The organism is Clostridioides sp. ES-S-0001-03 (genome assembly GCF_020676075.1).
GTDB lineage: Bacteria > Bacillota > Clostridia > Peptostreptococcales > Peptostreptococcaceae > Clostridioides.
Genome location: NZ_JACVWJ010000002.1, coordinates 17,647 through 31,047 on the forward strand (window position 1 = coordinate 17,647; position 13,401 = coordinate 31,047).

At 27.4% G+C, this 13,401-nt stretch carries 10 protein-coding genes; 8 read left to right on the forward strand and 2 right to left on the reverse strand.

Annotated elements, in window-relative coordinates:
- Window positions 1-38 precede the first annotated feature (38 nt).
- The 6 genes from IC174_RS03210 (at window position 39) to IC174_RS03235 (ending at window position 9,930) form a co-directional block, all read left to right on the forward strand.
- The gene (locus IC174_RS03210; RefSeq protein WP_227434005.1) at window positions 39-1,250 is read left to right on the forward strand and encodes an exonuclease SbcCD subunit D; all 1,212 of its coding nucleotides are present in this window, start codon (window positions 39-41) and stop codon (window positions 1,248-1,250) included.
- Window positions 1,237-4,764 carry an AAA family ATPase gene (locus IC174_RS03215; RefSeq protein WP_227482157.1) on the forward strand — a complete coding sequence of 1,176 codons (3,528 nt, stop codon included), beginning with the start codon at window positions 1,237-1,239 and terminating at the stop codon, window positions 4,762-4,764. The genes IC174_RS03210 and IC174_RS03215 overlap by 14 nt, the downstream gene beginning before the upstream one ends.
- A 132-nt stretch (window positions 4,765-4,896) precedes the next feature.
- Window positions 4,897-6,150, forward strand: a complete 1,254-nt coding sequence (locus IC174_RS03220; protein ID WP_227482158.1) for an HlyC/CorC family transporter — start codon at window positions 4,897-4,899, stop codon at window positions 6,148-6,150.
- Window positions 6,151-6,300: 150 nt separating this feature from the next.
- Complete coding sequence (gene ytvI, locus IC174_RS03225) at window positions 6,301-7,353, forward strand: sporulation integral membrane protein YtvI (RefSeq protein WP_227434008.1); 1,053 nt, start codon at window positions 6,301-6,303, stop codon at window positions 7,351-7,353.
- 88 nt (window positions 7,354-7,441) lie between these two features.
- Window positions 7,442-8,668 (forward strand): peptidase T, encoded by a 1,227-nt coding sequence (gene pepT / locus IC174_RS03230; protein WP_227434009.1) that lies wholly within the window; start codon window positions 7,442-7,444, stop codon window positions 8,666-8,668.
- 209 nt (window positions 8,669-8,877) lie between these two features.
- Window positions 8,878-9,930, forward strand: a complete 1,053-nt coding sequence (locus IC174_RS03235) for a cell wall-binding repeat-containing protein (protein WP_227482159.1) — start codon at window positions 8,878-8,880, stop codon at window positions 9,928-9,930.
- Between the two features lie 372 nt (window positions 9,931-10,302).
- On the opposite strand, the gene yfcE is transcribed toward IC174_RS03235, so the two are convergent.
- Both yfcE and IC174_RS03245 read right to left on the reverse strand, forming a co-directional pair.
- On the reverse strand, window positions 10,303-10,869 hold the full coding sequence (gene yfcE / locus IC174_RS03240; protein ID WP_227434011.1) for a phosphodiesterase: 567 nt from the start codon (window positions 10,867-10,869) through the stop codon (window positions 10,303-10,305).
- 23 nt (window positions 10,870-10,892) lie between these two features.
- Entirely contained in the window at window positions 10,893-11,693 is an 801-nt protein-coding gene (locus IC174_RS03245; protein WP_227434012.1) for an NAD(+)/NADH kinase, read from the reverse strand.
- A gap of 136 nt (window positions 11,694-11,829) precedes the next feature.
- Here IC174_RS03245 and IC174_RS03250 point away from each other — a divergent pair, with 136 nt between their 5' ends.
- A complete protein-coding gene (locus IC174_RS03250; protein WP_227434013.1) occupies window positions 11,830-12,690 on the forward strand; it encodes an ABC transporter ATP-binding protein in 861 nt (286 codons plus the stop codon).
- Window positions 12,690-13,385 carry an ABC-2 transporter permease gene (locus IC174_RS03255; RefSeq protein ID WP_227482160.1) on the forward strand — a complete coding sequence of 232 codons (696 nt, stop codon included), beginning with the start codon at window positions 12,690-12,692 and terminating at the stop codon, window positions 13,383-13,385. Before IC174_RS03250 ends, IC174_RS03255 begins: the two co-directional genes overlap by 1 nt.
- Window positions 13,386-13,401: the final 16 nt, after the last annotated feature.

The following is a 13,401-nucleotide window of genomic DNA, read 5'->3' on the forward strand; positions in this document are numbered from 1 at the left end:
ATATAAATTAGACATAAATATAAATGGGGAGGGAAAAAATGAGATTCATTCATACATCAGATTGGCATTTAGGGAAATACCTAGAAGGCCACTCTAGAATTGAAGAGCAGGCAAAATTTTGTGAGGACTTCATACAAATAGTAGAATCAAATGAAGTTGATATGGTAATAATTGCTGGTGATATATATGATAATTCTAATCCACCAGCTCAAGCAGAAAAACTGTTTTATAGAACTGTTTCAAGACTTGCTAATAATGGACAAAGATGTGTAATAATAATTTCTGGGAATCATGATAATCCAGAGAGACTTTCTGCAATAACACCTTTAGCACATGAACAGGGTATACTTATATTTGGTTATCCATCAAGTTCTACAGAAAGAGCTAAGTATGAAAAGTTTGAAATAATAGAGGCTGTACAAGGATGCACAACACTAAATATAAATGGAGAAAGTATTGTAATTGCTACATTACCTTATCCAAGTGAAAAAAGATTAAATGAGGTTTTTTCAAGTGAAGATGATTTGGAAAAGCAAAAGACTTACTCTGAAAAAGTAGGTGATATATTTAGAAGTTTAGGAGAAAATTTTAGAAGCGATACTATAAATATAGCAGTATCACATATATTTGTAATAGGTGGAGAGAGTACAGAATCAGAGAGACCAATACAACTAGGGGGAAGCTTTCTGGTTGAAAAAAAAGACTTACCAGAAAAAGCTCAATATACTGCATTAGGACATTTGCACAAACAACAAAAAGCTTCTGAACGTTTAAATGCATATTATTCTGGTTCTCCGCTTCAATACAGCAAAGATGAAAGAGCATATACTAAAGGTGCGTATATAGTGGATATAAAAGCAGGAGAAAAACCAAATATTGAGGAAATTTATTTTAATAATTACAAGCCAATAGAAGTATTTAAATGTAATGGTATAGATGAAGCTTTAGATATATGTGAGAAAAATCAAGGTAGAGATATTTGGTCATACTTTGAAATAAATACTGATGAGATAATATCTCAAAGTGAAATTAAAAAAATGAAAGAATTATTAAAAGACATAATAGAGATAAAACCGATAATAACATCTTGTTATGAACAAGAAAGTGTAGATATAAAAGAAAAGTCTATGGCAGAATTATTCAAAGAATTTTATTCCTTTAGTAGAGGAGTAGAACCAAAAGGAGAACTTATGGATTTATTTCTAGATATAATAAGTGAAGAAGGTGAATCAACAGATGAGACCAATTAGATTAGAACTGACTGGACTTAATAGTTATATTGATAAACAAGTTATAGACTTTGAAAAGCTAATTGAAAGAGGTTTGTTTGGAATATTTGGGACTACTGGAAGTGGGAAATCTACAATTTTAGATGCCATAACCATTGCTATGTATGGAAATATATCTAGAAATACAAAAGAATATATAAACAGTGTATGTGACAAAGCAATTATATCATATGAATTTGAGATAGGAAGCAAAAATACAAGAAGAAGATACATTGTAGATAGAACTATTGTAAGAAGTAAAACAGGAACAAAAACTTCTGGCGCTAGATTAGTAGAGGTGTTAAATGATAATACAAAAAATGTTTTGGCTGATAAAGTTGTTGAAGTAAATGAAAAAGTGGCTCAAGTTGTAGGACTAACATCAAACGATTTTACGAGGTCAGTAGTTTTACCACAAGACAAATTCAATGAGTTTTTGAGATTATCACGTGCAGATAGAAGAGACATGTTAGAGAGAATTTTCAATCTTGAAAAGTATGGAAGAAGTCTTGGAGATAAGGTAAAAAAGAGAAAAAATTTACATTTGCAAAAGTTAAAAGACTTGAAATCAAAATTAAGTCAATACGATGGAATTACAGAAGAAGTGTATAATAATATCAATCAAGAACTAATAGAGTTAAAAAAACTAGAAAAAGATAAAAATAAAACTTTAGATTTAGCTCAAAAATCTTATGAAGAGAGTAAAGTAATATATGAGGAACAATTGAAACTAGAGAAAAATGAACTTAGAAAAAATGAACTTAATCTAAAAAGCAATGAGATAAAAGAAAAAACTAATCTTGTAGAAAATGATAATAATGCAAGAAGAGTGGACCCATATATAGGCACAGTTCAAAATTTAGAAAAAAGAATAAAAGAGGACAGTTTCACAGTAGATAATTTAGATAAAAAATTAGTAATTTTAAATCAAGAACTTGAAGTTACAAAGCATAGATATGAAAAAATAAGTCGAATTAAAAATGAAGAAGTTCCTAAGTTAAGTGAGGAAAAAATAAAGTTACAACAAGCAATAAAACTAGAAGAAGAATTAGTTTTACTAGATAAGGAATTAAAAGAATTAAAAGAAAATGGCCTTGATTTAAGTAAAAACAAAATGGAATTAGAAAAACTAAAAAAAGATTCTGAATCTAGAAAAGAAGCAGTTATTAAGTCTGTAAAAGAAGTTGAAGGAAAAATAGATAAAGTAAATATAAGTGCAGAATTAAAACAAAAAATATTTTTAGCATATGAATATGAGAAAGATTATAATAAAGTACTAGAAGAGAAAACTCAAAAAATAAATAAGCTAGGAGAAATATCTAAGGATACAGAAGATATAAATTTAAAAGTTAGATATATTGATAGAGATAAAAATGATATCAACCATAACCTAGAAAGTTTGTCTCTTCATTTAGATGTTCTTCTTAAGAAATGTCCTGGTAAAAGTGAAGATTTGCTTTTAAAATCTGAATATGTAACTGAATTAAGAAATAAGGCAAATAATACCAAAGAAAATGAAAGTAAGAAAAATAATATACAAGATGAATTAAAGGTAGTTTTAGAAAAGAAATTTAATATTGAGAGAGAGCTAAGTCTAGTAAATGAAAAGCTTGAGAATAATAGAAAAAATAGAGAAGACCTTGAGAAAGAGTTGGAAGAACTGAAATACTTGAATTTGGCTTCTGAACTTAGACGTGAATTAAAAGAAAATGTGCCATGCCCAGTTTGTGGTTCAAAGCACCATGAAAATCATAATATAACTAATTATGATGAAAATATAGTTTTTGTCAAAGACAAATTGGATAAATTGGAAAAAGAAAAAGTAAGCATAAGACACAATATTGAAGAATTAAATTCTAAAGTAAGTGGTTATGTGTCTGTAGAAAAAATGAAAACTAAAGAATTGGAAGATGTAAAAGGAAAGCTTGGGGAAATTCCATCAAGTCAATTATTTAAAAGACTTGATGATGAACAAAGAAAATTAGCTGTACTTAAGTCTAATATTCAAGAGTGGGAAAAAGAGAAGGAAAGCACCGAAAATAAAATAACATTGGCAAAAGAAGAAAAAAATAGAATTGAAAAAGAAGAATTAAAGATAAATGAAAGTCTGAATAACTATAAGAAATTAATAAAAGACTTAAATATCGAAATTGAAAACCTGGAACATAAATGTAAGAAATTAAAACAAGAGTATTTAGGATTAAAAACAATTACTAAAGTCTCAAATCTATCATCAAAAGTAGAAGAAATAAGAGAAAATGAAAAAAAATTAGAATTATTAAATACTGGATACTCAAACTTATTAAAAAACAGAGATTTATTAGATATTAAAATAAGAGAACAAGAAAGTAAGTTACATGAAATAGAATTAGAGTTAATAAAAGCTAGAGAGTTATATGTAGAAAAAAAAGTGCATAGAGACAGTAAGTATAAAGAAGTAATTAACATAACAAAAGGTGATTTAGCTGAAAATCTTTTACATAGTGTTGAAGAACGTATATGCAAGATACTAGAACAAGAAGAGTCTAGTAAAGTAAAGCTAGAAGAACAAAGGTCAGAATATGAAAAAAATCTTGCTGAAAAGCACAATATAGATGGAAGACTTAAAACTGCTAAAGAACAATATAAAGAACAAAAAATAATATTAAATAAACTGCTAGCAGAAAATAAGTTTGAAAGTATATACGCAGTAAAAAGAGCGTTATTAGAAAGTGAAGAAGTAAAAAAATTGATTGAAGAAATATTAGAATATGAAGAAGAACAAAAGTTATTATCATTTAAAATAAAATCATCAAAAGAAAAATTAAATGGAAGAATTATTAAAAAAGAATACTTTGAACAATTAAAAGATAATATTTATAATATGAAAGTAGAAATAGGAAATATATCCAAAGACATTGGAGCTAATCAAAATAGGTTGCTAACATTAAAAGATTCTTTAGATAAGATAAATGATTTTAATAAGGAACTTAGATTGGTTGAACATAAAGTAGATTTGTTAGAAGAATTAGATAAATGTATACAAGGAAATAAATTTGTAGAATATGTCTCTACAAATCAACTAAAGTATATAGCTTTAGAAGCATCAAAAAGACTAGAAGGAATAACTAAAGGAAGATATGCACTTGAAATTGACTCAACACTCAATTTTGTAATGAGAGATAATTTTAATGGAGGAGAAAGAAGAAGTATTGATACTCTATCTGGAGGAGAGACATTTTTAACTTCACTATCATTAGCACTTGCTCTTTCATCTCAAATACAATTAAAAGGAAGTGCACCGCTTGAATTCTTCTTCTTAGATGAAGGATTTGGTTCATTGGACAGTGAACTTTTGGAGATTGTTATAGAATCATTGGAAAGATTGCATAGTAATAATCTAAGTGTGGGTATAATAAGTCATGTCGAAGAACTTAAAAATAGGGTTCCTGTTAAGTTATTGGTTTCATCAAGTGAAGCTGGTGTAGGTTCAAAAGTAAAAATTGAATACAGTTAGAAACAATATGTTAATTGAATATATTATCTAACATTTCCAAAAAATATATAATTGTGATATAATTAAAACTAATATTAAATTTATTTATAATTAATGTCAATATAAAAAAACAAGTAAGTAGGAGTGTGGTAAGTGTTGGAATCGCCCAATAGTTTGGTCCAGATTATAATTTTAGTAGTATTACTTATGGGGTCTGCATTTTTCTCAGCATCAGAGACAGCTTTAATGTCTTTAAGTAAAATCAGAATAAGATATATGCAAGATGAAGGAGTCAAAGGAGCTAAGTTAGTAAGTTCATTAATAGAAAGCCCAAATAAACTTTTAAGTTCTATATTAGTTGGAAATAATGTTGTAAATATAGCAGCAACATCCATATCAACGTCACTGTTTATAGGGTTGATGGGAGAAAAAGGAGTAGCAATTGCTACAGCTGTTATGACAGTACTAGTGTTAATATTTGGTGAAATTACTCCAAAGACTATAGCAGCAAGTAACTCAGAAAAGGTTTCTCTTTTGGTATCTAAGCCTATAAGAGTAATTATATTTGTATTAAGACCAGTAGTATGGGTATTTAATATAATTACGAATGTTATATTTAAATTGTTTGGTATAACACATAAAGGAGCCAAGTCATTTATAACTGAAGAGGAATTAAAAACTATGGTAAATGTAAGCCATGAAGAAGGCGTCCTTGAAATGGAAGAAAGAGAAATCATAAATAATGTATTTGAATTTGGAGATATGCAAGCTAAAAATGCAATGATACAGAGAATAGATATGGTAGCTATAGATATGGAAGATAGTTACGATGAAATCATACAAGTATTTAAAGAAGAAAAACTAAGTAGAATGCCTGTATATGAAGAAACTGTAGATGATATTATAGGAATACTTAATATAAAAGATATTATATTTTTATCAGATGAGGAAATAGAGTCATTTGATATTAAAAATTATATGAGAGAACCATTTTTCACATATGAGTTTAAAAAGATAACACAGCTTCTTGAAGAGATGAAACTTGAAAAAAGTCAAATGGCTATAGTCGTAGATGAATATGGTGGGACATCTGGGCTTTTGACTATAGAAGATTTAGTAGAAGTAATTGTTGGTGATATAGAAGATGAATATGATGAAGAAGAAGATGAAATACAAGTTATAAAAGAAGATGAGTATATTGTAGATGGAAGTACTAAAATTGGTGATGTCAATGAACTTATAGGTGTAAACTTAGAATCTGAAGAATTTGATTCTATAGGTGGGTTTATAATTGGACATTTAAGCAGACTGCCAGAAGAAAATGAAGTAATTGAAGTTGATAATATAAGATTTTGTATAGAAAGTATAGAAAAAAACAGAATAAAAAAAATAAGAATATATACATGATGTAATAATGTTCTTAAATTTATTATAAGTGCATTGAATGTAGAATTTAAATTCTATATTTAATGCACTTATTTTTATTTTATATTCAAATAAAACTAGTATTAAATGGACAAAATAGAAATATAAATTAGAAGGAAGGAGATTTTTAAGATGAATATATTAGAAAATGATTTTTTATACAAATTAAAAAATAACACTATCTTTTTTTGTATATACACATTGTTGTTTATTTTTATTTATAAAGCGTTTCCATACATAGCTCCATTTTTTTTAGGTGGAATAATAGCTCTTATGATTAATCCTATATCCCAAAAATTAGAAAATAAGTTTAGCATCAATAAGGGTGTATCTACATTAGTTTTGAGTTTTCTTGCAGTAGCAGTAGTAAGTACAGTTACTACAATAATAGCAATAAATTCAGTGAAAGAATTAATGAGATTCCTAAATAATATATCTGCTAACCCTGAAGATATAAGCAATACAATTATGTATTTTTTAAATAAAGTAAATAACTATATGAAATCATTTCAAGAAATAGCTAACTTTGATATAGAACAATTAGTAAGTAAGTTTAGTAATGAAGTAATGCATATTACAAAAAATCTCCTTACAAGTATAATTGGACTGGCTACTTCTATTCCATATATTATAATATTTATAATTACTTTGTTTATTGCTACATATTTTATAGCAAAAGATTTAGATAAAATTGAAAATAATTTTTATAATATGTTTACTAGTGATGTAAGAAAAAAGGTAAAGAATGTAAAGAAGGAAGCAGGTCTTTCTCTTGTAGGGTATATAAGAGCTTATACAATACTTATGGCTATAACTTTTTTTACTATATGGGGAAGTTTTGCTATATTTGGATTGAAATATGGTCTTATAGTAGCTTTTGTAGGAGCTTTAATGGACTTAATTCCATTTTTAGGAATAATAACAATATACCTTCCAATAATCGTGTACTATTTTCTTATAAAAAATTATTTTATAGCTGTAAGTATGACTATAATATTTTTTGTTTTGTCTCTGATAAGAGAAATACTTGAACCTAAATTAGTATCAGTAAATGTTGGGTTAAATCCATTAGCAACACTGGCTGCAATTTTTATTGGAATTCAGGTAAAGGGAATAATAGGAGTAATTTTTTGTTTGGGTTTGGTATGTATGCATGATATACTTAAGAAGGTGGATATCTTTTAACTATAAATAATTAATATATTTTTGTAGTAAAATTTTATTCACTAATAAATAAAAATTCCATTAATATTGTAAGAAAGAAGGTATATGCATGAAGCAAAAAGTAGTAGAAAGATTTTTAAAATATGTATCATTTGATACAACATCGAATTCTCAATGTGAAAATTGTCCATCTTCAGAAGGTCAAAGAGTTTTAGCTGAATATATAGTTGAAGAGTTAAAATCAATTGGTATTGATGAAGTAAGTTTAGATGAAAACAGTTATGTAATGGCTACTTTAAAAGGAAATGTTGAAGGTGTAGATACTATAGGGTTTATATCACACTTGGATACAATTGAAGATATAAGTGGAAAAGATATTAAACCAAGAATAATAAAAAATTATGATGGAAAAGATATAGTTTTAAATGAAGAATTAAATGTTGTTACCTATATAAAAGATTCTCCAGAATTAGTAGAATTTAAAGGAGATGATTTAATAGTTACTGATGGAACAACTTTGCTTGGTTCTGATGATAAAGCTGGAATAGCCGAAATAGTAACTGCAATAGAATACTTAATCAATCATCCTGAAATTAAGCATGGAGATATAAAAATAGGATTTACACCTGATGAGGAAATTGGAAGAGGTGCAAATCTATTTGATGTTAAAAAATTTGGAGCAAAATATGCATATACTTTAGACGGAGGAGTAGTTGGAGAACTTGAATGTGAAAACTTCAATGCAGCAAATGCAACTATTACCATACATGGTAGAAACGTTCATCCAGGTTCAGCTAAGAATAAAATGGTCAATGCTATACATATAGCAGCTGAAATATCAGAAATGTTCCCAGCGGATGAAAGACCAGAAACAACAGAAGGTTATGAAGGCTTTTGGCATCTAAATACTATAAATGGAAATGTTGAAACTGTAAGCATGGCTTATATTATTAGAGACCATTGTAGAGAAAAATTTGAACAAAGAAAATCTATATTGATAGAAAATATAGAAAAAATAAATAAGAAATATGATAATAGAGTGGAACTAGACTTAAAAGATTCTTATTATAATATGAAAGAAAAGATTGAGCCAGTTATGTTCATCGTTGATATAGCCAAAGAGGCAATGGAAGAAGTAGGCATAAAGCCACGTTTAGTTCCTGTAAGAGGTGGTACTGATGGTGCAAGACTATCATTTGAAGGACTACCTTGTCCAAATATATTTACGGGAGGATTAAACTTCCATGGTAAAAATGAATGTATTCCAGTTAGTTCTATGGAGAAAGCTACTAAATTAATTATAAGAATAGCTGAAAAATATGCTGAAAGAGTTTAGTTAAAAAGTATTCAAAAATTAAGAGTTTAAAGTTATAATAGCTATATCATTCTTTATGAAACAAATGGATTATAAGTTTGTTTTGTATTTAAGATGATGTAGCTATTTTATAATTATCTTGATAAAAGGTAATTATATTTACTTTGGGGTATAAATAAGTATTGCAGAGTGTCTATAAGTATTAATATTTTAAATAAGGGGGAATTATATTGAAAATTAAATCTAAAAAAATAATGGTATTTGCACTTGTATTAGGGCTTGTAATGCCTAGCTGTGTATATGCAGATACAACTAGCAAGAATCAAAATTCTCAGGAAAATATGAATAGCTATATTCAAAACAGAAAATCTCCAAAGGGAGAAAAGTTAATTGGGGAAGATAGATTTGATACAGCTATAAAAATATCTCAAAGTGGATGGAATAATGGCTCAGAGAGGGTTTTTCTAGTAAATTCAAATTCATTACCAGATGCACTAGCTTCAACTCCTTTGGCAAGCAAATTGGATGCTCCAATACTACTTACTAATAAAAATAATGTACCAGAAAATGTAGCAGATGAGATAACAAGACTTAATCCTGAAGAAATTATTTTAATTGGAAGTGAAGGAGCAATTTCATCAAATGTAAAAAAATATCTTGAAGATACAGGTGTTTTAGTAAGCAGAATTGGAGGAGCAGATAGAGAAGAAACTTCTTTGCTTCTTACTAAACAATTGGATGATACAGGAGATTTAGGCGTTTCAAAAATAGCAGTAGTTAATGGCTATAATGGTCTAGCAGATGCAACTTCTATATCAAGTCCAGCTGCAAGTGATAATATGGCTATAATATATGCAAGTAAAGATAGTATACGAAGTGAGGCTAAAAGTTTTATAACACAAAATTCAAATGAGACATACATAATAGGCGGAGAATATAATATAAGCAAAAAACTTGAGGGACAACTAGTAAATTCAGAAAGACTAGCTGGAACAGATAGAAAAGACACAAATGCTAAAGTTTTAGAAAAATTTTATGGAAAATTAAGTAAGGTTAGTAATATGTATTTTGCAAAGGATGGAAGTGGTAGAGAAGCTGATTTAGTTGATGGGCTTGCTGCTGGAGTATTGGCAGCAAAAACAAAATCGCCTGTCATTCTTGCAAGTGGAAGTTTAAGTAATGGGCAACAAAGTTTTATAAAGAAAGTAAAAGCAAATAAGTTTGTACAAGTTGGTGGAGGAAAAAATAGTAATCCTTATACAGAAGCATTAGGATTACAGTAGTTTTATCAATTAGCAATATTATATAATAGAGACAAGTAAACTAAGTTATGTTTAATTAGAAGTTTGAATTAATGTATTTGAAATTCTAATTAAGTTGCAAATAGCCTAGTTTACTTGTTTTTGTGCAAATATACACTTTATAATATTGTAGGTTATACAGATGAAGTTATTTAAAACATAATTAGTAGAAATTTTGTGATACTTTACAATATCGTATGTTGTTATACAGTTTTCTGATGATATAGAATAGAAAAGACACTTTAGTGTAAAGTGTCTTTTTATAATATATTTTACTTTTGTAATTAAATTTACTCTATATGTTTTAAGTATTAGCCTTTAACGTTTTTAATACATTCTTATGGAATACTACATTTAGTTAATATTGATTATATTTCCAGTATTAATATCGATTAAATTGATATCAAGTTCAAGTTCATCTTCATCATCAGTTTTTATAATATCTATAATTGCTACAGAATGGCTTCCATCTTTGGGGATAGAAGTACTTCCAGGGTTTATAACTATTAAATTGTCATCCATATATAGTTTCTTTACATGAGTATGTCCTAAAACTAATATGTCAGCACCCATTTTCTTTGATTTATCAATAATTTCTTCTTCTGTTTCTGTATAACCATGATTTAATATAATCCTAATTTCTCCAAATTGGCTCATGACATAAGGACTTTGAATAGGATGTTCTATTACCATCTGGTCGACATCTGCATCACAGTTACCTTTAACAATTATAATATTTTCTAATTTGTTTAATACTTCAATAAATTTTTTAGGGTTATATCCTTCTGGAATATCATTTCTAGGACCATGATATAATACATCTCCTCCATGTAAAAGAATATCACAATCAGATAATACATTTAATGCTTTTTCAAAGTAAAGTAAACTACCATGAGTATCACTCATTATTCCTATTTTCATATTAAAATCCTCCTAAGTGCAGTCTATAAAAATTTTTCAGATACTCTATGCCAAAATTCGTAATTTGACATCCTAAGTAATTTTATTTTTGCATCAGACATGCTAACTTTTATATTTTCAATTTGTCTAAATCTGTGTTCAACCCCATCAACAACAATCAATAATGAATCTTCAAATCTGTATTCTGGTGCAATTTTTATAACAGATTCATTTGAACATATTATACTTGATGTAAAACATCTATATGCATTAGTGTTTATTGGATGTAAAGGTGTAATCTGCATAAGTTCAAGTTTTATATCAACAATACTACCACCAGCAGAATAGTTGTAGGCGGTTGAACCTGTGGAAGTAGAAATAATCATACCATCTCCACTAAAATTTTGTATATGTTTATCATCAAGGCTTAGATTAAGATGTATAGTTCTAGACTTGTCTCCTCTTATAACAACTTCATTTACAGCAAGCATGTTAGAGCCGCTAGTAGTTGTATATACTTCAGCATTAAGAAGTGACATTTCTTGAATAATATAATCCTTTTTTATATAAGCTTCAATAAAGCTATCAATCTTATCTGGTAAAATATCAGGAAAAAATCCCAGATGTCCTGTATTTATACCCATTATGGGAATTTCAGGAAAATCGAAATCTCTAACTGTTCTTAAAAAAGAGCCATCACCGCCAATTGATATAATAAGTTCTGTATCTGGATAAATATCTGAATACACCTCAAAGCCAGCGTTGACAAGTTTTCTAGTTAAGAGTTCTTTAGTCTCAAGGGACTTATTTAATTGGTTTGCATTTATAGTTATAATTCTTTTCATATATTCACCTCTTCATACTTTGTATTATAACATAGTTTTATAACTCTTAATTTATAAATTTATAAATGACCTAGCTTGTTGTGAATGTGTTAAAATATGTATAGGGGGTATAAAAAATTACATAAGAGGTGAAGACGTGTTTAAGGTAAAAAATATCACAAAAAAATTAGGTAAATTTAAATTAAATAATATAAACTTGGAATTAAAAGAAGGAGAGATTATTGGAGTTATAGGACCAAATGGTTCTGGAAAGACAACTTTAATAAAAATTATAATGGGGATTATTGATGCTGATGAAGGTGAAATTGAACTTTGTAATGAAACAATTGACAACTCTCCAGTAAGTTTTAAAAACAATATTGGTTTTGTATATGATTCTTTACAATTTTATCCGCATTTGAAGGTGAAAGAGTTTAGAAGAATAGTATCTTTATTTTATAGTAATTTTGATAGAGAAAGATTTGATGAATATCTTGAAAAATTTGAAATAGAAGAAAATATACATATTAAGAATTTATCCAAAGGACAATCTGAGAAGCTTATGCTAGCAAATGCACTTAGCCATAATGCAAAACTACTTATTTTGGATGAACCAACCGCTGGAATAGACCCAATTGTAAGAAAAGAAATAATGCAGTATCTAAAAGATTTTGTGAAAAATGGGAGTAGTAGTGTAATAATTTCAACTCACAATACTGATAATTTAATTAGGATTGCGGATTATCTTATTTTTGTAAATAAAGGAAATCAAATTTTTACAATAAAGAAAGATATGATAGAGCAGGAATATAAAATAATTAGGGCAAATAAAGCAGAATTAGACGAAATTAAAGAAAATATAGTGGGTGTAAAAGAGTATAAATATTATAGTGAAGCACTACTAAAAGTTGGAGATAGCTTAAAAGTAAAAAGCTTATTGATAGAAATTGATAAACATAAAGTTAAAAATCCTACTATAGAAGAACTAATGTATTATTATGTAAATGAGGTGAAATAATGTTCAATTTGATAAGAAAAGATTTAATAGTAGGAGTTAGTTCAGATGGGATTCGTAATTTGAAGTACATATTGCTATTTTTTATTTTTTATTTTTTCCTTAATTCAATTTCGTATTATACCGTAAGTGTTGTCATAAGTTATTTGATTTTTGTAAATACATTTGAATGTGATTATGAAAGTGATTCAAGAATATTTATAAGAAGTATGCCAGTTAGTATTGAAGATATAGTGTATTCAAAGTATTTATTAGGTGTGGGATTAATAATTTTTATAACAACAATTGCATCTTTAATAAGTAAATTGACATCATTAGTGTTTTTTAGAAGCATGGTTTTAAATGATGTGTTCTTTTCTATAAATATATTTTTAGCAATTTTATCAATAGTACTTCCTTTATTTTTTAAATTTGGATATGGCAAAATGAAAATTTGTGGATTAATAATAAGTATTTTAGTTTACTTTGTATATGGGAGTATTTTAAGAATGGTTAGTATGATAGTATATCAAGTAAAGCATGTTAATTATAGTAAGGTAGGAGGCGTATACCTTTCAAATTATATTACTGATATGACTAATACTAGATATATAAATCTATATAGTATTACATTTTTGACTATAATAATTTTTATAATATCTATGTATTTTTCTATTAAGATTTCAAAAAAAAATAAGTTTAATTATAAAAGTTTTTAATTAATATTATAGCGTA

Excerpts from the sequence above, each read along its gene's own strand:
- IC174_RS03210 (WP_227434005.1), top strand. The coding sequence starts at position 39 with ATGAGATTCATTCATACATCAGATTGGCATTTAGGGAAATACCTAGAA.
- IC174_RS03215 (WP_227482157.1), top strand. The coding sequence starts at position 1,237 with ATGAGACCAATTAGATTAGAACTGACTGGACTTAATAGTTATATTGAT.
- ytvI (WP_227434008.1), top strand. The coding sequence starts at position 6,301 with ATGAATATATTAGAAAATGATTTTTTATACAAATTAAAAAATAACACT.
- pepT (WP_227434009.1), top strand. The coding sequence starts at position 7,442 with ATGAAGCAAAAAGTAGTAGAAAGATTTTTAAAATATGTATCATTTGAT.
- yfcE (WP_227434011.1), bottom strand. The coding sequence starts at position 10,869 with ATGAAAATAGGAATAATGAGTGATACTCATGGTAGTTTACTTTACTTT.
- IC174_RS03245 (WP_227434012.1), bottom strand. The coding sequence starts at position 11,693 with ATGAAAAGAATTATAACTATAAATGCAAACCAATTAAATAAGTCCCTT.
- IC174_RS03255 (WP_227482160.1), top strand. The coding sequence starts at position 12,690 with ATGTTCAATTTGATAAGAAAAGATTTAATAGTAGGAGTTAGTTCAGAT.